21 protein-coding genes and 1 tRNA gene are annotated in these 20,618 nt (G+C 70.0%); 8 read left to right on the forward strand and 14 right to left on the reverse strand.

The features are described from left to right. Positions 1-168 precede the first annotated feature (168 nt). Positions 169-627, reverse strand: coding sequence for an aspartate carbamoyltransferase regulatory subunit (gene pyrI, locus C461_RS06455; RefSeq protein WP_007999696.1), 459 nt, complete (start codon positions 625-627; stop codon positions 169-171). Further along, positions 624-1,571 carry an aspartate carbamoyltransferase gene (gene pyrB, locus C461_RS06460; protein ID WP_007999697.1) on the reverse strand — a complete coding sequence of 316 codons (948 nt, stop codon included), beginning with the start codon at positions 1,569-1,571 and terminating at the stop codon, positions 624-626. Before pyrB ends, pyrI begins: the two co-directional genes overlap by 4 nt. A 307-nt stretch (positions 1,572-1,878) precedes the next feature. On the opposite strand from pyrB, the gene dhaK reads away from it, so the two are divergent. The 3 genes from dhaK to dhaM are packed head-to-tail and all read left to right on the forward strand — an operon-like array spanning position 1,879 to position 4,012. After that, the gene (gene dhaK, locus C461_RS06465) at positions 1,879-2,874 is read left to right on the forward strand and encodes a dihydroxyacetone kinase subunit DhaK (protein WP_007999698.1); all 996 of its coding nucleotides are present in this window, start codon (positions 1,879-1,881) and stop codon (positions 2,872-2,874) included. Further along, a complete protein-coding gene (gene dhaL, locus C461_RS06470) occupies positions 2,871-3,632 on the forward strand; it encodes a dihydroxyacetone kinase subunit DhaL (RefSeq protein WP_007999699.1) in 762 nt (253 codons plus the stop codon). Before dhaK ends, dhaL begins: the two co-directional genes overlap by 4 nt. Continuing rightward, the gene (dhaM, locus tag C461_RS06475) at positions 3,632-4,012 is read left to right on the forward strand and encodes a dihydroxyacetone kinase phosphoryl donor subunit DhaM (RefSeq protein ID WP_007999701.1); all 381 of its coding nucleotides are present in this window, start codon (positions 3,632-3,634) and stop codon (positions 4,010-4,012) included. Before dhaL ends, dhaM begins: the two co-directional genes overlap by 1 nt. A 49-nt stretch (positions 4,013-4,061) precedes the next feature. On the opposite strand, the gene ptsP is transcribed toward dhaM, so the two are convergent. The 3 genes from ptsP to yqeC all read right to left on the reverse strand — a co-directional run bounded on the left by ptsP (position 4,062) and on the right by yqeC (position 6,896). Further along, the gene (ptsP, locus tag C461_RS06480; protein ID WP_007999702.1) at positions 4,062-5,759 is read right to left on the reverse strand and encodes a phosphoenolpyruvate--protein phosphotransferase; all 1,698 of its coding nucleotides are present in this window, start codon (positions 5,757-5,759) and stop codon (positions 4,062-4,064) included. After that, on the reverse strand, positions 5,756-6,055 hold the full coding sequence (locus C461_RS06485; protein WP_007999703.1) for an HPr family phosphocarrier protein: 300 nt from the start codon (positions 6,053-6,055) through the stop codon (positions 5,756-5,758). The genes ptsP and C461_RS06485 overlap by 4 nt, the downstream gene beginning before the upstream one ends. Positions 6,056-6,128: 73 nt before the next feature. Then, a complete protein-coding gene (yqeC, locus tag C461_RS06490) occupies positions 6,129-6,896 on the reverse strand; it encodes a selenium cofactor biosynthesis protein YqeC (RefSeq protein WP_007999704.1) in 768 nt (255 codons plus the stop codon). Between the two features lie 130 nt (positions 6,897-7,026). Here yqeC and C461_RS06495 point away from each other — a divergent pair, with 130 nt between their 5' ends. Next, positions 7,027-8,973, forward strand: a complete 1,947-nt coding sequence (locus tag C461_RS06495; protein WP_007999705.1) for an aldehyde ferredoxin oxidoreductase family protein — start codon at positions 7,027-7,029, stop codon at positions 8,971-8,973. On the opposite strand, the gene C461_RS06500 is transcribed toward C461_RS06495, so the two are convergent. From C461_RS06500 to C461_RS06520, 5 genes are all read right to left on the reverse strand, one after another. After that, positions 8,970-10,172 (reverse strand): redox-regulated ATPase YchF, encoded by a 1,203-nt coding sequence (locus C461_RS06500; RefSeq protein WP_007999706.1) that lies wholly within the window; start codon positions 10,170-10,172, stop codon positions 8,970-8,972. The two genes, C461_RS06495 and C461_RS06500, sit on opposite strands and share 4 nt — an antisense overlap. A 123-nt stretch (positions 10,173-10,295) precedes the next feature. Then, complete coding sequence (locus tag C461_RS06505; protein ID WP_007999707.1) at positions 10,296-10,553, reverse strand: DUF5789 family protein; 258 nt, start codon at positions 10,551-10,553, stop codon at positions 10,296-10,298. 65 nt (positions 10,554-10,618) lie between these two features. After that, entirely contained in the window at positions 10,619-11,416 is a 798-nt protein-coding gene (gene queC, locus C461_RS06510; protein ID WP_007999709.1) for a 7-cyano-7-deazaguanine synthase QueC, read from the reverse strand. A gap of 74 nt (positions 11,417-11,490) precedes the next feature. Beyond that, positions 11,491-12,348: a 7-carboxy-7-deazaguanine synthase QueE gene (locus C461_RS06515; RefSeq protein WP_007999710.1), complete on the reverse strand. Its 858-nt coding sequence runs from the start codon at positions 12,346-12,348 to the stop codon at positions 11,491-11,493. Next, positions 12,348-12,803 carry a 6-pyruvoyl trahydropterin synthase family protein gene (locus C461_RS06520; RefSeq protein ID WP_007999712.1) on the reverse strand — a complete coding sequence of 152 codons (456 nt, stop codon included), beginning with the start codon at positions 12,801-12,803 and terminating at the stop codon, positions 12,348-12,350. The genes C461_RS06515 and C461_RS06520 overlap by 1 nt, the downstream gene beginning before the upstream one ends. A 197-nt stretch (positions 12,804-13,000) precedes the next feature. Between C461_RS06520 and C461_RS06525 the strand changes: the two genes are divergently transcribed. Further along, complete coding sequence (locus C461_RS06525) at positions 13,001-13,561, forward strand: universal stress protein (RefSeq protein ID WP_049906401.1); 561 nt, start codon at positions 13,001-13,003, stop codon at positions 13,559-13,561. Positions 13,562-13,623: 62 nt separating this feature from the next. Here the strand turns inward: C461_RS06525 and C461_RS06530 are convergent, their stop codons facing one another. Continuing rightward, positions 13,624-14,661 carry a biotin--[acetyl-CoA-carboxylase] ligase gene (locus tag C461_RS06530; RefSeq protein WP_049906402.1) on the reverse strand — a complete coding sequence of 346 codons (1,038 nt, stop codon included), beginning with the start codon at positions 14,659-14,661 and terminating at the stop codon, positions 13,624-13,626. 211 nt (positions 14,662-14,872) lie between these two features. Between C461_RS06530 and C461_RS06535 the strand changes: the two genes are divergently transcribed. Further along, a complete protein-coding gene (locus C461_RS06535) occupies positions 14,873-15,427 on the forward strand; it encodes a hypothetical protein (RefSeq protein ID WP_007999716.1) in 555 nt (184 codons plus the stop codon). A gap of 127 nt (positions 15,428-15,554) precedes the next feature. Here C461_RS06535 and C461_RS06540 read toward each other — a convergent pair whose 3' ends face one another. After that, positions 15,555-16,496 carry a DMT family transporter gene (locus C461_RS06540; protein WP_007999717.1) on the reverse strand — a complete coding sequence of 314 codons (942 nt, stop codon included), beginning with the start codon at positions 16,494-16,496 and terminating at the stop codon, positions 15,555-15,557. A gap of 183 nt (positions 16,497-16,679) precedes the next feature. Between C461_RS06540 and C461_RS06545 the strand changes: the two genes are divergently transcribed. After that, positions 16,680-17,162 carry an Lrp/AsnC family transcriptional regulator gene (locus tag C461_RS06545; RefSeq protein ID WP_007999718.1) on the forward strand — a complete coding sequence of 161 codons (483 nt, stop codon included), beginning with the start codon at positions 16,680-16,682 and terminating at the stop codon, positions 17,160-17,162. 154 nt (positions 17,163-17,316) lie between these two features. On the opposite strand, the gene gatE is transcribed toward C461_RS06545, so the two are convergent. Together gatE and C461_RS06555 are read right to left on the reverse strand one after the other, a co-directional pair. Continuing rightward, positions 17,317-19,200: a Glu-tRNA(Gln) amidotransferase subunit GatE gene (gatE, locus tag C461_RS06550; protein WP_007999719.1), complete on the reverse strand. Its 1,884-nt coding sequence runs from the start codon at positions 19,198-19,200 to the stop codon at positions 17,317-17,319. Positions 19,201-19,746: 546 nt separating this feature from the next. Then, positions 19,747-19,831: transfer RNA gene (locus C461_RS06555), tRNA-Leu, on the reverse strand. 222 nt (positions 19,832-20,053) lie between these two features. Between C461_RS06555 and C461_RS06560 the strand changes: the two genes are divergently transcribed. Beyond that, the gene (locus C461_RS06560; protein WP_049906403.1) at positions 20,054-20,614 is read left to right on the forward strand and encodes a DUF420 domain-containing protein; all 561 of its coding nucleotides are present in this window, start codon (positions 20,054-20,056) and stop codon (positions 20,612-20,614) included. The last annotated feature ends 4 nt before the right edge of the window (positions 20,615-20,618 follow it).

Raw genomic sequence — 20,618 nt, forward strand, 5'->3', positions numbered from 1 at the left:
TTACTCGACTTCGACCGGCTCCTTGTCGCCGGCGAACAGGAAGTACGCGAGCGCAACCAACGACAGGACGAGGACGAGCTTCGCTTTCTTGCTCATGGATGACACAACGAGCGGCGGGCGCTAAAACCTACCGGAGCGTTCGGGCGATCGCTCTCGGTCGGGACCGCCTCACACGTCGATGTGATCGGCGATGTCGGCCCGGAGAATCGTCGAGCAGTAGTCACATCGGACGCCGTCGGCGACGACTTCGAACCGGGTCTCGACCGGCTCCTCGGTGTTCGTGATGCAGTTGCGGTTCGGACACGAGAGCACGCCGGTCACGCTGTCCGGGCGGGTGACGCGGCTCTTCTCGACGACCTCGAACTCGCGGATGATGTTGATCGACGCCTCGGGGGCGATGAGCGAGAGCACGTCGACCTCGGACTGCGACAGCTCGCGGTCTTCCACCTTCACGATGTCCTTGCGACCGAGCCGGTCGGAGGGGACGTTCATTCCGACGGAGACGCCGAGCCCCTCGGAGCCGTCGATACCGAGGATGGCGAGGACGTTGAGCGCCTGCCCGCCCTCGACGTGGTCGATGACGGTGCCGTTGCGGATCTTCGAGACGCGCAGTTCGTGGTCGCTCATCGGTCCACCTCGATCCCTTCGTCGGCGTCCGGGTCCGCGTTCTCCAACAGCGTGTCGAGCAGCGCCATCCGCACCGGGATCCCGTTGTGCGCCTGCTCGAAATACCGGGCGTGGTCAGTCTTGTCCACGTCGGGCGCGATCTCGTCGACGCGGGGAAGCGGGTGCATCACGGAGAGGTGATCGGGGGCGGCCTCCAGGGTGTCGGCGTCGATCCGGTACTCGCCGGCGACGCGGTGGTACTCGTTCTCGTCCGGGAACCGTTCCTTCTGGATCCGGGTGACGTACAGCACGTCCAGGTCCTCGATGACGTCGTCCAGATCCTCGTGTTCGCGCACCTGCGCGCCGGTCTCGTGAAGGTCGAACCGGACCGAGCGCGGGAGCCGCAGCGACGGCGGGCTGATGAAGTGCTGGTTGACGTCGAAGTTCGTCAGCGCCGACGCCAGCGAGTGGACCGTGCGACCGTACTTCAGATCGCCCATGATCCCGACGGTGAGGTCGTCGAGCCCGTGGTTCTCGCGGATGGTGTGAAGATCGAGGAGCGTCTGAGAGGGGTGTTGTCCCGCCCCGTCGCCGGCGTTGACGACCGGCACGGAGACGTTCTCCGCGGCGAGCGTCGCGGCGCCCTCGCTCGGATGGCGGAGGACGAGCGCGTCCGCGTACCCCTCGATGACGCGGACGGTGTCGGAGAGCGACTCCCCTTTCGACACCGACGAGGAGTCGACGTCCCCCATGTCGATGGTGTCGATGCCGAGGCGCTTGGCCGCGCTGTCGAAGCTCATCCGGGTTCGGGTGCTCGGCTCGAAAAAGCAGAGCGCGAGCACCGTCCCGGCGTGCCGGTCCGCGTAGGCGGCGGGGTCGTCGGCAACCGCCCGGGCCCGGTCGAGCACCGCCTCGATGTCGTCCCGCGACAGTTGCGTCGCGGTGATGAGGTGGTCCTGACGCATCGTCGGAGAAGGGGGCCGGCAGTCTCTTGAATCCCTCGGCTCGGGCGCCAACGCCCGTGTTCACGTCCGTGCGGATCGTCTGGGGCGCCCGCTTCGAGATTCGCAGAACGTGCGCCACGGTCCCGCGTGACGGTGCGTCACGGATCGGCGGCCGTGCGAAGGCGAACGGTCTCGACCACTCCCTAGCGGTGTCCGGCCGTCGGTCGGCCTCGTGATCCCGACCGTGAACAGCGGACCGAACCCGATCACCACCGAATTCTCGGGGCCACTATCTTTAATGGAACAGGGAGTGTCAATATCGACGATTATGAAGAAACTGATCAACGACCCGGACGACGTCGTCGACGAGATGCTGGACGGGATGCTCGCGGCGTATCCCGACCGGCTGCGCCGACTCCCCGACACGCAGGTACTGGTGCGCGACGACGCGCCGGTGAAGGGGAAAGTAGCCCTCGTCACGGGCGGCGGCAGCGGCCACGAGCCGACCCACGCGGGCTACATCGGCGACGGGATGCTCGACGGGGCGGCCGCCGGCGGCGTGTTCTCCTCGCCGACCGCCGACGAGTTCGAGGCGCTCATCGAGGCCTGCGACGCGGGCGACGGCGTCCTCGCGATCATCAAAAACTACGAGGGCGACGTGATGAACTTCGAGACCGCCATCGAACTCGCCGAGATGGAGGGCGTCGAGGTCGACAGCGTCGTCGTCGACGACGACGTGGCCGTCGAGGACTCGCTGTACACCTCCGGTCGGCGCGGCGTCTGCGGGACGATCCTCGTCCACAAGGCCGCCGGCGCGAAGGCCGCGGCGGGCGGCGACCTCTCGGAGGTCAAACGCGTCGCCGAGAAGGTGATCGACAACGTCGGCACGATGGGGATGGCGCTCACCTCGTGTGTCACCCCCGAGAAGGGCGAGCCCACCTTCGATCTGGGCGACGACGAGATCGAGCTCGGCATCGGGATCCACGGGGAGCCCGGAACCGAGCGCACGGACACCATGAGCGCCGACGCGGTGACCGAAGAGCTGACCGAGGCCGTCCTCGACGACCTCGACCTCGACCCCGGCCAGGAGGTCCTCACGATCGTCAACGGGATGGGCGGGACCCCCCAGATGGAGCTGTTCGTCGTCAACCGCCGGCTCCAGGAACTGCTCGGCGAGCACGATCTGGAGACGTGGGACGCGTGGGTCGGCGACTACATGACCTCGCTGGACATGGCTGGCGCGTCGATCACCGTCTGTGCCGTCGACGACGAACTGAAAGAGCTGCTCGGCGCGTCGGCCGACACCCCCGCGCTCTCGCAATGAGCGGGGACGAACCGGACGGAGACGGCGCCGCCGTCGTCGCGGCGGTGGAGGCGGTCGCCGAGCGGATCGAACGCGAGCGCGATCACCTGACCGAACTCGACTCGGCCATCGGCGACGCCGACCACGGCGGTAACATGGCCCGCGGGTGGGCCGCCGCGGCCGAGGCGGCGCGCGACCTCGACGACCCCGACCCGCAGACGGTCGGCAAGACGGTCGGCAAGACGCTCATGTCGAAGGTGGGCGGCGCCTCGGGGCCGCTGTTCGGCGGGTCGCTCGTGTTCGCGAGCGCCGAGCTCGACGACGGGATCGACGCCGAGAGCGCGGTGGCGTTCGCCGAGACCTACTTACAGAAAGTCGAGGACCGCGGCGACGCTCGCCTCGGCGATCAGACGATGGTCGACGCGCTGACCCCCGCGGTCCACACGTTCAAAAAGTCGATCGAGACCGACGAGCTCCCGCCGCTGGAGGCGCTCGCGAAGGCGGTCGACGCCGCCGACCGCGGCGTCGCGTTCACCGTCCCCATCCGCGCCCGCAAGGGCCGCGCCTCCTACTTGGGGTGGCGGTCGGTCGGCCACCAGGATCCCGGCGCGACGAGCACGCTGTACATCCTCGAAGAGCTGCTGTCGGTGGCCGCCGACCGGCTCGACGCCGAGGTGCCCGACGTCGACGCGACCTCGCCGACGATACCGGACGACGCGGAAGGAGACGAGGAAGCAGAACCCGCGGAGGCGACCGCATCGGATCCGGAGGACGACTGATGGTCGGACTCGTCGTCGTCTCGCACAGCGAGCGGGCCGCCGAGGGCATCGTCGAGATCGCCGCGGAGATGGCCGGCGACACCCGCATCGAGGCGGTCGGGGGCGACGGGAGCGGCGGGATCGGCACCGTCCCCGACGCGATCGAGGACGCCATCGACGCCGCCGCCGACGGCGACGGGGTCGTGGTCCTCGTCGACCTCGGCAGCGCCGTGATGAACGCCGACGTCGCCATCGAACTGAGCGAGGTCGAGGCGGTCATCGCGGACGCGCCGGTGCTCGAAGGCGCCGTCAACGCCGCCGTCGCGGCCACCGACCCGTCGGCGACGCTCGACTCGGTCCGCGAACAGGCCGAGGCCGCCCGCGACATCGAGAAGCTGTAGCGGCGGGGAGCGCGCTTTCGCCGGAGCGCAGCGCTCGACGGAGAACGGCTTACGCGTCGAGCAGTTCGCGCACCTCGGCTCGCGTCTCGCAGGCGAGCGCCTCGGCGGCGAGGTCGGTCGCCGCTTCGGCGTCGATCGCCGCCACTCGTTCTTTGACCGCCGGCACGGTCACCGCGCTCATGCTGAGTTCGTCGAGCCCGAGTCCGACGAGGAGGGCCGTGAGCGCCGGGTCGCCTGCCATCTCGCCGCACATTCCGACCCACGCGTCGGTCCCCTCGGCGGCGGTCGTCGTGCGATCGATCGCGCGCAACACCGCCGGGTGCAGCGGGTCGTGGTAGTCGGCGACGGCGTCGTTCTCGCGGTCGGCGGCCATCACGTACTGAGTCAGGTCGTTCGTGCCGATACTGAGGAAGTCGAGCCGCGCGGCGAGTCGGTCGGCGAGGAAGACCGCGGCCGGCGTCTCGATCATCGCGCCCAGCTCGGGTATCGCGTGGTCGATCCCCGCTTTGGTGAGGTCGCTTGCGACGGAGTCGACGACCGCGAGCGCCGCTTCCACCTCCTCGATCCGCGAGACCAGCGGGAACATGACCGCGAGGTCGTCGCCGTCCTCGCGGGCCGCCGCGCGCAACAGCGCCCGAATCTGCGTCTCGAACAGGTCGGCGTGTTCGTCGAGCGACAGCCGGATCCCGCGGCTCCCGAGGAACGGGTTCGACTCGGTCGGCAGATCGAGATACGGGACGGGTTTGTCCCCGCCGATGTCGAGCGTTCGGACGACGACGCGGTCGGCCGGGAACGCCTCGAGCGCCGCCGAAAACGCCTCGTACTGCTCGTCTTCGGTCGGGGGCGACTCGCGGTCGTAAAAGAGGAACTCCGTCCGGAACAGGCCGATCCCGTCCGCGCCGCGGTCGGCCGCGGGGGCCAACTCCGCCTCGCTTCCGACGTTCGCGGCGACCTCGATCGCCCGCCCGTCCGCGGTCGAGACGTGCTCGTCCACCACCGGCGCCGACGCGCCCCCGACCGCCGCCCGCTGTGCCGCGTCGGGGTCGACGACGACCCGGCCGCCGTCGCCGTCGATGAGGACCTCGGCGCCCTCGGCGACCTCGCGGAGCGATTCGCCGACGCCGACGACCGCCGGGATCGACAGCGAGCGCGCGATGATCGCCGCGTGGGCGGTCCGCCCGCCGGTGACCGTCGCGATCCCCGCGACGGCGTCCGGGTCGAGTTCGGCGGTGTCGCTCGGCGTGAGTCGCTCCGCGAGCAGGACGGTCCCGTCGGGAAGATCGCCGAGGTCGGCGGCCTCGGCGCCTAGGAGGGCGCGCAGCACGCGGTCGCGAACGTCACGCAGGTCGTCCGCGCGCTCGGCCATCCGACCGTCCATCGCCTCGAACTGCGCGATCGCCTCCGCGAACCGATCGTCGACGGCGCGTTCGGCCGGGGTGCCGTCGGCGATGGATGCCTCGATATCATCGACGAGTCCGGGATCGTCGAGGAACCCCTCGTGCGCCTCGAACACGGCCGCCTCTTCCTCGCCAACGCGTTCGGCGGCGCGGTCGCGCGCCTGCCGAATCGCCTCGCGGGCCTCGTCGCGGGCGCGCTCGAAGCGTTCCCGCTCCGCATCGGGGTCGACCGCGGACGAGTCGGACGGGTCGGATGAGTCAGGCAGCGTCAGGTCGGCGTCCGGTCGGTGCCAGCGCGCGGTCCCGATCCCGGACAGCGGGGTGCTCCCGATCCCCTCGAGTGTCCTCACTCCGCCTCACCGCCGTCGGCCTCGTTTTGCTCGACCGCCGTCGAGAGCAGGTCACAGACCGCGTCGAGCGCGGCTTCCGCCTCGTCCCCCTCGGCGACGACGCGGACCGACTCGCCGTGGCCGACGTTCAGCCCGCTCACGGAGAGCATGCTGTCGGCGCGAACTAACCCCTCGTCGCCGTCGTCCGCCCGCCCGATCGACACGTCCGCGTCGAATCGGTTCACCGTCTGCACCAGCTTCGAGGCCGGTCTCGCGTGCAGGCCCGCCTCCGGCACCACCGTTACGGTACGTTCCATGGCTTTCGATGGGTGACGAGCGGTCTTATAAGTGGTGCGCGGCCGCGGTCACGCCACGACGTCGACGACCGTCTCACGCCACGACGTCGACGACCGTCTCGTCGATCATCCGCGCGAGGACGACCCGCGGTACGTCCGCGTGTTCGTGGACGACGGCCGAGATCTCTCTCGCGACCGCCTCGTCGGCGTCGTCGTCGACCGCGTTCAGGAGCGGGACCGGCGTGGCGCCCGGCGGGATACCTTTTAAACCGCCGCGCTCGTGAGCGAGGACTCGACCGATCAGCTCCGGCGTGATCTCGTCGCCGAGGTCGGCGTCGACGAGCGCCGCGACGCGCTCGGGCCGGTGCACCGTCTCCGCGGACAGCGGCTCCCCGACCGCGCCGACGCTCGCCACCGGAACCACGGTGTCCGCGCCCGACGGGATCTGCGGCTCTCGGTCGTTCGGGGCCTTTAAAAGGCGCGTCCGCGCCCCGTCGGCTTTCACGAGGACCGGACCGTCGTGGGCGGCCGCGAGTGCGTCGACCGTCTCGGGATCGTACCCTCGGTATCGGTCGTCGCGGTCGCGGCCCGGCACCAGCCCGAGGGGGAACGCGTCGGTCGCGGGCGCACCGCTGGCGGACGCATCACCGGCGGGCGCGTCGTCCCCGCGGAGCGCCGCGACGGGGTCCTCGGTCACGCGCACCGATGCGACCTCGCGGTCGAAGATCGGGATCCGAACCGTCGCGGTCAGGACCGCGCGGTCGAGCCGCCCGGCGAGCGCGTACAGGGTCGTCTTCTTCCCGCCGGCGCCGACGAGACAAGTGGTTCCCTCGGTCGCGCCGAGCGCGGTGGCGATGGTCATACTGGGGAGAACGATCGCGCCCCGGCGCCGAAAGCGCGTCGGTCCCGGCAGCCGCTTCCCGCCGGTTCCGGCCGGAGACGGGCCCAGAGCCACCCGGGGATTCATTCGGCTCGGGGGACTACGGCCGGTGATGGACCCTCCGGACCGGATCCTCCGCGTCGACCTCTCGACCCGCCGGATCGAGAGCGATCCGGTCCCCGCGTCGTGGCTCGCGAAGTACGTCGGCGGAAAGGGGCTCGGCGCTCGCTACCTCTACGAGGCGGGTCGCAGGATCGATCCGGAATCTCCGGAAAACGTACTCGCGTTTATGACCGGTCCGCTCACCGGCTACACTCCCGGTGAGCAGCGATACGCGGCGATCACGAAGTCGCCGCTCACCGGCACCTTCCTCGACTCGTACGGCGGCGGGACGTTCCCGGCCCGCCTCGCCGCCTCGCTCGGCCCCCACCTCGGCGTCCTCGTGACGGGCGCGGCCGACGAGCGGGTCACACTCTCGCTGTCGGACGGCGAGGCGGCGATCGAGCCGGCGGCGGACCTCGCCGGCCTCGACGCGGCGGAGACGGACGCCGAGTTCCCAGACGCCGCCGTCGCCTGTATCGGCCCGGCGGGCGAACGGGCGGTCAAGTACGCGACGATCGCGTCCGACGGCGGCGACCACCACGCCGGGCGGGGCGGCGCGGGCGCGGTGATGGGGACGAAGCGCCTGAAGGCGGTCATCGCCCGCGACCCGCCCCCCGACCCCGCCGCGGGGCTCGACGCCCTCCGCGAGCGCGACGCCGACGCGTTCGCCGACAGCGACGCGGGGCGCTGGCTCGCCGCGGGCGACACCCTCGAAACGGTCGACTTCGCGAACGAGGCCGGCGTGTTACCGACCCGCGGCTGGCAGTCGAGCCGGTTCGACGGCGCCGACGAGATCGGGATCGAGACGGCGACCGAACGCGCCTCCGGCCGCGAGCGCCCCGGCGATCCGGTTCCGGGCGGGTTCCGCGTTCCGGGAGGTGAAGCGGGCGACGATACCGAGGACGACGCCGACGACACGAGTGATGACACGAGCGACGACACGAGCGACGACACGAGCGACGACACCGAAACCGTCGACGAGAGAGGGAGCGTCGGCGAGGGCGGCAGCGTCCCCCGGGGGGCGACTCCGATCGTCTTGGGCGCGGGGCTCGGGATCGACGACTTCGACGCCGTCGCGGCGCTCGGCGGCGTCTGCGATCGGCTCGGGATGGACGTTATCTCCGCGGGCAACGCGGTCGCGTGGGCGGTCCGCGCGGGCGACGAAGGGGTGATCGATCGCGAGATCGCGTTCGGCGACGAGGTGGCCGCGCGCGCGCTGATCGAGGAGATCGCCGCCAGATCGACCCCGCTCGGCGACGCGCTCGCGGAGGGCGTCGCGGCGGCCGCAGAGCGGTTCGGCGGCGCCGACCTGATCCCGACGGTGAAGGGGATGGAGCTCTCCTCGTACGACCCTCGCGGCGCGGCCTCGATGGCGCTCGCGTACGCCACCAGCGATCGCGGCGGCTGTCACCGGCGCGCCCGGCCGGTCGAGGTCGACGCGCTGGCCCCCGAGAGTCGCGACCCGGACGAGATCGCCGCCGCGGTCGCGAGCGAACAGGACCGGCGCGCGGCGCTGTGGTGTCTCGTCGCCGACGACTTCCTCGACGCCGTGTTCGACCCGGCGGTCGTCGCCGAGTGGCTCGCGGCTCGCGGGTACGGTCACACGACCGACGAACTCGAACCCCTCGGCGAGCGGGTGTGGACCCTCGTTCGACTGTACAACGTCCGCGAGGGGTTCGACCGCGACGACGACGCGCTGCCGCCGGCGATCGCGGGGGCCGGCGGGGGCGACAGCGGGGCTGACAGCGGGGGTGACAGCGGAGCTAACAGCGGGGCTGACAGCGGAGACGGCGTCGATCCGGACGCCTTCGAGGACCTGCTCGACCGGTATTACGCGGTTCGCGGCTGGGACCAGACGGGCCGGCCGACCTCGGAGCTGATCGAGCGAGTCGGAGTCGACGATCTGCCGGACCGGCCCGACAGCGGCGGGGGCGACGAGAGCAGCGACCGCGACTAAGGCGCCGCCTGCTTCGTCGAGATCAGCTCGATCACGTCGCGGTGGGACAGCTCGTGGTCGGTGCCGACCTGCCGCCCGCTCCGGCAGTCGGTGCCGTGGAGGAGCCCCTCGCCGATGTCCGAGTGGATGTGGAACGCGAAGTCCTCGGTGGTCGAATCCTCGGGGAGGAGGAAGCAGTCGCGGAAGACGCCCTTCTCGTCTTTGCTCCCGTTCGCGGAGCCGGGGAAGACGGCGATACAGCCGAGCACGTCGAAGACGGCCGACTCGAGTGCGCCCTGCACGCCCGTCCCGTCGTACTCGGCGACGAACTCCCCGATCTGATCGAGGCCGGCCTCCTGCTCGTCGGAGACGTCGCCGACGATTTCGAAGTCGGCGTCGCCCGGCGTGTAGTCAACGACGCCCGCCTCGTCCGCGTTCTTGAGCGCCTTCTCGGCGTGAGCGCTCGCGGGGACGAACGAGAGGTGTTCGTACTCCGGATCGGTCGTGATCTCTTCCCAGTTCGCCTGCGCCTCGAGGGTGTCCATCTTGTTGGCGGCGACGACCATCGGCTTCGTCCGCTTCCGGATCTCCACGGCGAGGTCGGCCCTGTCCTCGTCGTCCCACGTGTCGGGGTCGAGTTCGAGCCCCTCCGCGAGGATCACCTGTTTCATCCGGTCCTTGTCGATGCCGAACGCGGACATCTGCTCGGCGAGCTCCTCCTCGATGGCGGCGTCGGCGCCGTGGTAGCGCGTCTCGAACTTCTCTAACCCCTTGCCGAGCACGTCGAGGTACCACTCGTCGAGCTCCTCCTCTAAGAAGTCGATGTCCTCGCGGGGGTCGTGGCCCTCGGTGGCCTCGCCCTCGATGTCGGTCTTCCCGGAGAAGTCGACGACGTGGATCAACACGTCGGTCTCGTTGAGGTCGGTGAGGAACTGGTTGCCGAGCCCGCGCCCCTCGTGGGCGCCCGGGACCAGCCCGGCGACGTCGACGAGCTTGATCGGGACGAAGCGGGTTCCCTCGCGGCAGACGCCGACGCTCGGCGTGCAGGTCTCGTCGAACTCGGGGGCGGCGCAGTCGACGCGGACGTACGCCTCGCCGACGGTCGGGTCGATCGTGGTGAACGGGTACGCGCCCTCCGGCACGTCGTTCATGGTCGCGGCGTTGAAGAAGGTCGACTTGCCCACGGAGGGCTTGCCGACGAGACCGATCCGGTAACTCATTACCCTCACTGCGAGACCAGCGGTAAAAAGCGATGCGAGACGCTCCGTGGCGTGCGGACGGGTGACGCGGGGTGCGACGGAACCGCGGATCGCCGGGTCAGGCGTCGCCGTCTGACTCCCCGATCAGGCGTCGCCGTCGGACTGCCCCGGCTCGCCGAGCGCCTCGATCGGGAGCACGTTCTGGAGCGCGACGAAGGCGTCCTCCGCGCTCTCGAAGCGCTCCTGTTCGATATCGGCGATGAGTTCGCCGAGGTCGGCGTCGCCGTCGGCGAACAGCACGGTCGTCCCCGAACACGCGTCGACGAGCTCGTCGCGGTCGGTCGGGTAGTCGCGCCCTTTGAACTCGTCTTCGACTCGCGAGAGATGGATTTCGTCTGTCATGATCGGTCTATTGGACGGCGAACGGCTTAAACGCGCGCCTCACCGGGCGAATCTATCCGGGCCGATCACGAGAACGTCGGGCGCTCCGCGTACGGGATCGGGTCGCGCTCGCCGACGTTCCGGAACGCCTCCAGCCGGAAGGCGCAGGCGTCGCAGGTGCCGCAGGCGGGCGCGTCGTCGCGGTAGCACGACCACGTCTCCTCGTAGGGGACCGACAGTTCGAGCCCGCGCTCGACGATGTCGGTCTTCGCGTCCTCGACGTACGGCACCTCGATCGCGATCGCCGTCTCGGGTTTCGTCCCCGCGTCGACCATGCGCTCGAACGCCTCGAAGAACTCGGGGCGGCAGTCGGGGTACCCGGAGTAGTCCTCGGAGTGGGCGCCGACGAAGACGGCGTCGCACTCGTTCGCCTCGGCGTACGAGACGGCCATCGACAGCAGGTTCGCGTTGCGGAACGGCACGTACGAGGTCGGGATCTCGTCGCCGTCGAGGTCGGCGTCGGCCACGTCCATCGCGTCGTCGGTGAGCGAGGAGGCGCCGACGCGTTTCAGGTGGTCCGTCTCGATGTGGAGGAAGTCGCGGACGGGGAGGTCGTCCCGCTCGGCGAGCGCACGGGCGCACTCGTACTCTTTCGTCTCCGTGTTCTGCCCGTAGGAGGTGTGTAAAAAGTAGAGGTCGTAGCCGCGGGCGGCGGCCTCGTAGGCGGTCGTCGCGCTGTCCATCCCGCCGGAGACGAGGACGACGGCCCGCTTCTCGGTCGCCCGCGTGTCGGCGGGGGTCTCGGAGTCGTTCTCGGCGTCAGTTTCGGTGGCGGGTCGTGCGTCGGTGTCGGGTCGTGCGTCGGTGTCGGTGTCTTCGGTCATGGATAGGTGTGATGAGTGGGTATTGGGGCGATGGTTGTGACGGCGGTTGCGGTGGCTATCGGGAGAGCAAGCGGTCAGGTCTCGGGCGCGTCGTTCCACAGGTCGACGTGGAGCCGAGGCGTGTACCGATAGCCGTGTTCGAGCGCGAGATCGGCGACGACGCGGCGCGTCTCGGCGAGCCGCTCGCGGGTCTGGCCCTCCGGCATGAGCAGGACCCGGTCGTCAGAGAGGCGGGACGGGTCGGCCAATCGGTCCCGGACGTCGGCGACGAGCGATTCGATCTCGGGCAGGTCGTCCGGACCCGTCACGACGAACTTCAACTGCGTCTCGTACCGCGAGACGATCGTCGCGAGCGCGTCGCGGTCGATGCGGGCCGCCTCGTGCGCGTCGGACCACCGCTCGAGATCGGCGTCGCTCACGTCCGAGTCCGCGGGATCGACGCCGGCAGGCGGGCGGTCGACGGTCGGCGTCGACGAAGCGAGCTTCGGGCTCACGCTCGCGAGGTCGATCGGCGTCTCCGGCGGCGGAACGATGGTGCCGTTCGTTTCGACGGTGACGTGGTAGCCGCGGGCGGCCAAATCGCGGACGAGGTCGATGACCCCGTCGTGGACGAGGGGCTCACCGCCCGTGACGACGACGTGATCGGGGCCGCGAGCCGCTACCGCCTCGACGATCTCGGCGACGGCGAGCCACGATCCGGTCGGCTCCCAAGAGGTGTGATAGGAGTCGCAGAACCAGCAGCGCAGGTTACAGCCCGCGGTGCGCACGAACGTCGAGGGCTGACCCGCCAGCGTTCCCTCCCCTTGCAGCGAGGCGAACAGCTCGTTGATCGGGAGCGCGTCGTCTCCCGGAGCGGCCCCGTCGGTCGAGTCCGCCTCGTCGCCGCCGACCGAGCCCCACGCGTCGCCGTCGATGTCGCTGGTGACCGGCATTACGGCGCGGCGCACAGCTCGCCGGTTTCGCGCACCGAGACGGCGACCGAGGAGACCGTGTCGGGGAGGCGCTCCGCGAGCCGCTCTTCTAACACCGCCGCCATCACCTCCGCGGTCGGCGGGGCGTCGAGGACGACGGTCGCGTCGGCGTCGCCGGCCGCCTCGAACCCCGCGACGAGCGGATCGCCCGCTTCCAGCAGGAATCGGTGGTCCCACTCGTCGATCACGTCGGTGACGACGCCCTTGTCGACGACCCATCCCTCGTCGGTGAGTTCGCCGCGCACCGTCACCGTCAGCTCGTAGTTGTGCCCGTGCGGCCGACTGCACTTCCCGTCGTGGTGGAGCAGCCGGTGCCCCGCCGAGATCCGGATCGGACGATCGCGACCGATGTGGAGCGTGCGCTCTCCGGCCCGAGAAATAACACCGGAGGATTCTCCAGATATTCGTTGGCTCATACTCACAGGTCGCGGGTCGAATATATAATCCCGACGACTCCCCGACTGCTCGCCTCCCGACCGATCACCCACACGACTCCCCGACCGCCCGACCGCTCAACCGCCCGACCGCCCAACCGCCTGACCGCTCGACTGCAAAGAACCGGCAAAATCCGCAAAGAGTTATATGCCGCCGAAGATATGTGTTATGTGAACGTATGACATTGTATAGCCGGATCCTGGTGCCGACCGACGGCTCGGCGGAGGGGAAACGAGCGGTGGCACACGCCCTCGACGTCGCCGCGGTCCACGACGCCGACGTCCACGCCCTCTACGTGGTGGACACCGCGAGCTACGCCGGGATGCCGATGGAGAGCTCGTGGGAGGGTATCGGCGATCTCCTCCGCAGCGACGCGCGGGAGGCTATCGCGCGCGTCGAACGGCTCGCCGACGAGGTCGACGTCGACGTCGAGACCGCGGTCGTCGACGGCTCGCCGAGCCGCGAGATCATCCGGTACGCCGAGGGCAACGACTGCGACCTCATCGTGATGGGGACCCACGGGCGCGGCGGAATCGACCGGCTCCTCCTCGGGAGCGTCGCCGAAAAGGTCGTCCGGGCCGCGTCGGTCCCGGTGGTGACGGTCCGGCTCGACGGCGACGTGCCGAACGGAGCGGCCGTCGAGGCGGCGATGAACGAAGCGGAGACGCCGTCCGACGCCGGCACCGCGAGCGATACCGGAGCCGCGACCGACGGCGAGGCCGCGAGCGACGCGGGGTAGTCGTCGGCGTCGCAGAGCTAGTCATGTAGCGTCGCAGAGCTAGTCGTGTACTGTTGGCAGCGCTAGTCGTCGGCGTCGCGGAGGGGTTCGCAATCGCCCGCGTGAACGCGCGTCCGCCCCTCGTCGGTCTCGATCACGAGCGCGCCGGGCGACTCCACGTCGACCGCGGTGCCGACCACCGGACCGGTCGCGGTCTCGACTCGGACCCGCCGGCCGAGGGTGCTCGACCGCTCGCGCCACGCGGGGAGGATCCGGTCCAGCCCGTCGTCCGTCCCCGTGAGCGCCGCGAACCGTTCGAGGAGCGTCGCGGCGATCCGGCGCCGGTCGACCTCGCCACCGGACTCCGAACGGTTCCCGGAACGGGCATCGGTGTCCGGATCGGCGCCCACTTCGGCGCGGAGCGAGGTCGCGTCGGCCGGAAGCGCGGCGGCGTCGATGTCGGCGTTGACGCCGATACCGACGACGATCCACGACACCCTGTCGGCTTCGCCCTCCATCTCGGTGAGGATGCCGGCGAGCTTTCGGCCGCCGCGGCCGGTCGCCGCGGATCGGTCCGGCTCCGCCTCCGCGGCGTCGTCGCTCCCCACCAACACGTCGTTCGGCCACTTGATGTGCGCGTCCACGCCGGCCTCGCGGCAGGCGTCCGCGACCGCGACGGCGGCCGCGAGGGTGAAAAGCGGCGCGCGGGCCGGCGACACCGCCGGCCGCGCCACGATAGAGACCCAGACGCCGCCGCTCGGTGCGACCCACTCGCGGTCCAGCCGGCCGCGACTCCCGGTCTGTTCGTCCGCGACGACGGCGACGTCGGCGGCGCCCGCCGTCGCGAGTTCGCGAGCGCGGTCGTTCGTCGACGAGAGGCGCTCGTGGTACTCGACGGCGTACGGCGCGTCGAGTTCGAACTCGATGCCGGCCGCGGAGTAGCCGGGGCTCGCCGGAGCGACGTACCCCTCGCCGGTCGATTCGACCACGAATCCCTCCTCTCGAAGCGCCTCGACCGCCTTCCAGACGGCCGCGCGCGAGACGCCGAGCGCCTCGGCGAGGTCGGGGCCAGAGACCGGACCGTCCTCCAGCGCGTCGAGGAGCGCGCGGCGCGTGTCCATACCGACGCCGTCGCCCGGAGCGCCGAAAGTCGTTCCGGGTTCGCGACGGACTGACCCGAGCGGGCCCCGGACCGAGGACACCACGTTTCCGGTGAAACGGCGAGTGGTACCGAGGGCCACGGTGAGACGTTGAACGGCCCAGATCTGGGCCACTCGGCTTCGAGAGACCGCTCGACACAAGACACAAGGTCTCACGGGGGAATATCCGGGTATGCAACCCTCCAAGGAGCGTGAGGCGTCCGACGGGGATCCGCTCGACGACCTCGACGACCTCCTCGACGACGACCTCACAGAGGGCGGGGAGACGACCCGCTCCGACGAGCCGTCGACCGCGTCGAGTTCGGGGCCCGCGGCCGGCGGCGACGCCGGACGGATCGGTCTCGACGGACGGTGGTTCTCGGCGAAGGCGTTCGCCGTCGCGCTCGTCGCGGTCGCGGTCGGCGTGTTCGCCGGCGGGGCGATCCCCTTGATCGGGGGGACGATCGGCTCCGCGGGCGGGGTGTTCCTCGCCGCGTTCCTCGTCGGGCTCGCCCTCTCGACGCGGCGGTACGTCGAGACGGGGATCGCGGGGGCCGCGGCCGGCGCGGGGACCGCGGTGACGAGCGTGCTCGGGGTCGGCTTCCTCCCGATCGGCATCGATTACCTCCAGCAGTGGGGGCTCTCGCTGCTGGTCGTCGGCGCGGGTGTCGGGCTGGTCGTGGCACTGCTCGGGCACTACTTCGGCCGGGACCTCCGCGCGGGGCTGACCGGCGAGATCGCGGAATAGCGACGACGAACAAAGTGGCGGCGAGTAAAGCAGCGGCGAAGCAAAGCGACGGCGAGTAAAGCGGCGAGTGACAGCGAGGAGAGCGAAGCGCAGAGGATATCCGCAGAGCGGGTAGCTGACGGACTGCCTACCGCGTCCAGCGTCCCGCGTCGACGCCGACGTACGCGGCGATCTCGCGGCGTTCTAACACGACGAAGCCGGCCAGGATGGCGACGAATCCGACGATCGCTTCGGCCCCGATCAGGCTGCCGAGCAGCGCCCAGCTGCCGACCGCGGCGACGACCGGTTCCGCGTAGCCGACGAGGTGGAGCTGCGTCGGGCCGACGGTGTCGAGCAGCGCGAAGTAGATCAGGAACGCGACGACACCCGACAGCGCCGTGAGATACGTCAGCGACGCGATCGAGGTGGCGTTCCAGACGATCGCGGCGGGCGATTCGCCGAGGACCCCGGCGCCGACGAAGAGCATCCCGGCGCCGAGCACCATCGCCCACCCCTGCAGCGCGGCGATCGGGAAGTCGGTCCGGAGCGGCCGGAGGAGCACGGCCCCGAGCGAGAACGCGACTGCTCCGGCGAACGCGAGCGTCACGCCGAGCAAGACCGAGCTTCCGAGCCCCGCCGACATCGGGTCGGCGATCACGATCACGCCGAGGATCCCAAGCGCGAAGCCGCCGATCTCGAAGGGACCGAGCCGGTGGTTCGGGAGGATCGCGGCCGCGAACGTGGCGGTGAGCACCGGTGAGAGGCTCACGATGACCGCCGCGACGGCGCCGGAGATGTGGAGTTCGCCGACGTACAACAGCCCGTGGTACGCGGCGATCACGAAGGCGCCGGCGACGGCGACGCCCAACCACTCGTCGCGGTCGCGCGGGATCCAGCGGTCCGCGACGAGCGCGGCGTATCCCAACACGACGACGCCGGCGATGGCGTACCTGACACCGGCGAACAGAAGCGGCGGGAAGTAGTGGAGGCCGGCCTCGATGGCGACGAAGGAGGTGCCCCACAGCGTGGCGAGGAGGACGAAGGCGGCGACGACCGATTCGGGAGTCGAAATGAGATTCCGCAGTTTCATTGAGTGTCAGTTCGAAATTGACGGGGATAATTAAATGATTCTCCCGAGACGCATCGAGTTCGAAATGAACGACCACACATACGAATTGGCTGCAATCTGCTCTCGAAATAGCCCCGTGATCTTGGACCCGTCTCCAAGTATATCGGTCGACATATACAACAATCCCTCACGCAAAAGGGGCGTATGGACGAGCGCGACGTGCGACTGGTGAAAGCGATTTCCGATCTCGGCACGGGGAGTCCGGAGCGGCTCCACGAGGAGACGGGGATTCCGGTGTCGACGATCCACTACCGCTTGAACAACCTGCGGGAGGCCGGCATCATCGAGAACGACCTGTACGACCTCGACCACGAGGCGCTCGGCCTCGGCGTCACCGTCATCGTCGAGGTGCTCGCCAACTACGAGGGCCCGTACGAGGCGTTCGCCGACCAGCTGCTCGCCGTCGAGGGGGTGACGGAGGCGTTCTTCACGATGGGCGAGACCGACTTCGTGGTCCTCGCGCGGCTCTCCTCGTCGGATACCGTCGAGCGGCTGATCAGCGACTTCGAGGCGATCCCCGAGGTCGAGCGGACGAACTCGACGTTCACGATCGCGACCTTACGCGACGAGCCCCGGGCGCCGGCGACGTACGACCTCGACACGCTGATCGAAGAGCTGACGGACTGATCGCGAGCCGCTCGGCGCCGAGTCGGTAACAACGTATAAAAGGAAGTGAGCGATCGCAGCGACTACTTATAAACGAGCGGCTGGGACGGCGGCAGCCGTTACCCACCGACGCCGCCGTCGTGCGCGTGTGACCAACTGCACCGCGCAGCGACGCCTACGACCGCTTGCCGATCTCCTCGCGCAGCACGTCGGAGACGACCTCGCCGTCGGCCTTCCCGCGAAGCGCGCCCATCGCCTCGCCCATCAGCCCGGAGAACGCGCCCATCCCCTCGGCTTCCACCTGATCGGCGTTGCGCTCGACGACGCCGACGACCGCCTCTCGGACCTCCGCTTCGCTCACGCCGGAGAGCCCGGCCGCCTTGACCGCCTCAGCGGCCGACAGCGACGGATCCTCGGCGAGCGTCGTCAACACCTCCGGAACGCCCTCCTTCGCGAGGTCGCCGTCCTCCACGAGGTCGAAGAGCGCGAGGAAGTGCTCGTCGGTCAGGTTCTCGACGGGCGCTCCGTCCCGGCGGATCTCGGTCGTCGTCGACTCCAGCGTCGAGGCGGCAAACGTGGGGTCGACGCCGCGCTCGACCGCCGTCTCGAACAGCGGGAAGCGCCGACCGAACGCGACCTGCTCGGCGAGTCCGCGGTCGAGCCCGAAGTCGTCGACGTAGCGGTCCGTCTTCTCGTCGAGGAGTTCGGGCCGTTCGACGTCGGTCGGGTCCGGCTCGACCGGCGGCACGTCGGTCTCGGGGTACATCCGCGCGGCGCCCGGCAGGGGCCGGAGGTACCGGGTCGTCCCGTCGTCGTTGGCGCCGCGGGTCTCCTCGGGGACGCCCTCGATGGCGGTGGCCGCGCGCTCGGCGGCCGCGTCGATCGCGAGGTCCGCCGTCTCGGGGTCCGCGGCGACGATCGCGACGGCGTCGGTCTCGCCGGCGCCGACGGCCTCGCGGAGGGCGTCGACCTCCTCGTCGGTCACGCCGTAGGCCGGCAGCTCGTCGGTGTGGAAGATGCCGCCCGCGCCGTGGCGCTTCGCGTGGTCCGACAGCTCGGTGCCGAGCCGGCGGTCCGGCTGGATCTCGCGGCCGACCAGCCCGTCGAAGCCGAACAGCGGTACCGCGGTGACCTTCCCGCCCGAGTCGAGGGCGCTCCGGATGACGCCGGAGTCGGTGTCGGCGAACAGGTCGGTCACGTCCCGCACGTCGCCCACGCTCGCGTCGCGCTCGTCGAGTTCGTCGCGGATCGCGAGCAGTTCGGCCTGCCTGCCGACCTCGCCGCGGACGATGTCCTCGATCCCCTGTAAGTCCTGGACGCCTTTCACCTCGACGCGGGCGCCTTCGGCGATGGAGACGTTGACGTCCTGGCGGATGGTGCCGAGCCCGCGCTTGACCGCGCCCGTCGAGCGGAGCAGCATGCCGATTCGCGCGGCCGCCTCGCGAGCGCCCTCCGGGCTCCGGATGTCCGGGCCGGTCCCGATCTCGACGAGCGGGACGCCGAGGCGGTCCAGCGAGTAGACGACGCCGTCGTCGGTCTCCTCGACGCGCTTGGCCGACTCCTCTTCGAGCATGAGGTCCGCGATCGACACGGTCCCCTCGCTCGTTTCGATCTCGCCCGCCTGGCCGAGCAGGATCGATCGCTGGAAGCCGGAGGTGTTCGAGCCGTCGATGACGAGCTTGCGCATGACGTGCGCCTGATCGACGACCGAGATGTCCAGCAGGTCGGCGATCTGGAGGGCCACGGAGAGGGCCTCGTCGTCGACCCGGCGGGGCGGCTCGTCGTCTTCCTCGACGAGGCAGGTGGTGTCGTACGCGAGGTAGGTGAACTCGCGGTCGACGCGGCTCTCCTCCATCGCGGCGTCGTCGAGCTCGCCGAGTTCGCTCTTCGTCGGGTGGAGCCGGCGGGTGATCTCCCGCTCGGCCGCGTCGGGGTCGCGCTCGGTCGTCGGGGAGTCACAGAACAGCTTCGTCGCCGTGTCGAGCTGCTGGTGGATCTCCAGACCGGCGACGAGCCCCAGCTCCTCGTGGTCGTACTCGGGGGTCGCGTCCGTGCTCATTACGCGCTACTCCGGCAGGCCGGAACTAAAAGGGTGGCAGTTCGCGGGGAGCGATGAGCGACGGCGGCACCGATCGGTGGAGACCGACGCCGCGACACAATTTATAAATAAACGAGGCGGTGGCGCGTGCCTCCGAGCGGGCTATCGGCCCGCGAGGAGCACGCGCGAGGGAGTCGCTGGCGGCTGTCGCCGCCAGCGACGAGGCTGGGGAGGTGTGAGGCTGTGCGGTTGCGGGCGGGCGGGACTCAAAGGGGCAGTTGCGAGGACGAAGACGGGCGACACGAGGACCGCAAGAAGGGAGCGTAAGCGACCGACTGAGGACCGCAGCGAGCCCATCGAGTCCTCGCGGCTGGGGCTTTGGAGGTGTTCACCGTCGATCCGTAATCAGCAATTTATAAGCGAATGACCGTGGCTTTGGAAGCACTCACCATCTCAGCGCCCAGTACAAAGTAACCACTCTGCGCGTAGCGTTCGAAAGGAATTGTGCGTGGGTGCTGTCGTAGAGACAACACCGTGCATCGGTGTGGCGGGTGTGCCGCCGAGCGATGCGTGGGACCGGATTTGAACCGGCGGACCTCTACAGGACAGCGCCCTCAACGCTGCGCCGTTGGCCTGGCTTGGCTACCCACGCTCGCGGTGTTCTGTCGCATCTCCATGTACCCTTCCCCCAATTAAAAGCCCTTCCATTCGCCACCGCCGTGTCGGCGAATGCCACCGGCCCGGCCGCGGGGGTGAGAGACGCGGTGTCGTATGCGGCCATCGGCGTGTCGACGTCGCCACCGACGCCACCGACGCCGCCGTCGCGGCCGACGGAACCGGCACGCGTTTGGGAGTGGCGCCCGTCCGATCGCTCATGTCCGAGTGGGCCCGCGAGAACGTACCGGCACTGACCGCCCTCCTGTCCGCCGTCGCGCTCGCGCTCGTGTTCGGCGCCGTCGGCGGCGCGATCCCGAGCGGCCTCCTCCCGCGCGCGAGCGACGGCGTCCTCGCCGCGATCCCGCACCTCAACGCCGCGATCTCCGCGACCGCGATCGCGACGATCCTCCTCGGCTGGCGGGCGATCTCACGGGGGAACGTGCGGCGACACAAAGCGTTCATGCTGACGTCGTTCGGGCTGTTCGCCGCGTTCCTCGCCGGGTACCTCTACCGGCTGATCCTCGTGGGTACCGCCGAGTTCCCGGGTCCCGAACTCGTGTACAGCTACGTCTACCTCCCGTTTCTGGCGGTCCACATCCTGCTCGCGATCGTCTGCGTCCCGTTCGTCTTCTACGCGCTCCTGCTGGCCGCGACCCGCCCGTACCGGGAGCTGTACCACACGCGACACGCGCAGATCGGCTCCGTCGCCGCCGCGCTCTGGCTGATCTCCTTCACCATGGGAATCGGCGTGTACCTCATGCTGTATCATCTCTACTAGCTCG

The sequence above is a fragment of the Halorubrum aidingense JCM 13560 genome, from assembly GCF_000336995.1.
GTDB classification, from domain to species: Archaea; Halobacteriota; Halobacteria; order Halobacteriales; family Haloferacaceae; genus Halorubrum; species Halorubrum aidingense.

What these genes read in the sequence shown, in the direction of transcription:
- C461_RS06515 (WP_007999710.1), bottom strand. Translation starts at nt 12,348, where the DNA reads ATGCCGGTCACCAGCGACATCGACGGCGACGCGTGGGGCTCGGTCGGC.
- yqeC (WP_007999704.1), bottom strand. Translation starts at nt 6,896, where the DNA reads ATGACCATCGCCACCGCGCTCGGCGCGACCGAGGGAACCACTTGTCTC.
- dhaL (WP_007999699.1), top strand. Translation starts at nt 2,871, where the DNA reads ATGAGCGGGGACGAACCGGACGGAGACGGCGCCGCCGTCGTCGCGGCG.
- pyrB (WP_007999697.1), bottom strand. Translation starts at nt 1,571, where the DNA reads ATGCGTCAGGACCACCTCATCACCGCGACGCAACTGTCGCGGGACGAC.
- C461_RS06560 (WP_049906403.1), top strand. Translation starts at nt 20,054, where the DNA reads ATGTCCGAGTGGGCCCGCGAGAACGTACCGGCACTGACCGCCCTCCTG.
- C461_RS06520 (WP_007999712.1), bottom strand. Translation starts at nt 12,803, where the DNA reads ATGAGCCAACGAATATCTGGAGAATCCTCCGGTGTTATTTCTCGGGCC.
- C461_RS06505 (WP_007999707.1), bottom strand. Translation starts at nt 10,553, where the DNA reads ATGACAGACGAAATCCATCTCTCGCGAGTCGAAGACGAGTTCAAAGGG.
- pyrI (WP_007999696.1), bottom strand. Translation starts at nt 627, where the DNA reads ATGAGCGACCACGAACTGCGCGTCTCGAAGATCCGCAACGGCACCGTC.
- C461_RS06545 (WP_007999718.1), top strand. Translation starts at nt 16,680, where the DNA reads ATGGACGAGCGCGACGTGCGACTGGTGAAAGCGATTTCCGATCTCGGC.
- dhaM (WP_007999701.1), top strand. Translation starts at nt 3,632, where the DNA reads ATGGTCGGACTCGTCGTCGTCTCGCACAGCGAGCGGGCCGCCGAGGGC.
- C461_RS06540 (WP_007999717.1), bottom strand. Translation starts at nt 16,496, where the DNA reads ATGAAACTGCGGAATCTCATTTCGACTCCCGAATCGGTCGTCGCCGCC.
- C461_RS06495 (WP_007999705.1), top strand. Translation starts at nt 7,027, where the DNA reads ATGGACCCTCCGGACCGGATCCTCCGCGTCGACCTCTCGACCCGCCGG.
- gatE (WP_007999719.1), bottom strand. Translation starts at nt 19,200, where the DNA reads ATGAGCACGGACGCGACCCCCGAGTACGACCACGAGGAGCTGGGGCTC.
- C461_RS06485 (WP_007999703.1), bottom strand. Translation starts at nt 6,055, where the DNA reads ATGGAACGTACCGTAACGGTGGTGCCGGAGGCGGGCCTGCACGCGAGA.
- queC (WP_007999709.1), bottom strand. Translation starts at nt 11,416, where the DNA reads ATGACCGAAGACACCGACACCGACGCACGACCCGACACCGACGCACGA.
- dhaK (WP_007999698.1), top strand. Translation starts at nt 1,879, where the DNA reads ATGAAGAAACTGATCAACGACCCGGACGACGTCGTCGACGAGATGCTG.
- C461_RS06500 (WP_007999706.1), bottom strand. Translation starts at nt 10,172, where the DNA reads ATGAGTTACCGGATCGGTCTCGTCGGCAAGCCCTCCGTGGGCAAGTCG.
- C461_RS06535 (WP_007999716.1), top strand. Translation starts at nt 14,873, where the DNA reads ATGCAACCCTCCAAGGAGCGTGAGGCGTCCGACGGGGATCCGCTCGAC.
- C461_RS06530 (WP_049906402.1), bottom strand. Translation starts at nt 14,661, where the DNA reads ATGGACACGCGCCGCGCGCTCCTCGACGCGCTGGAGGACGGTCCGGTC.
- C461_RS06525 (WP_049906401.1), top strand. Translation starts at nt 13,001, where the DNA reads ATGACATTGTATAGCCGGATCCTGGTGCCGACCGACGGCTCGGCGGAG.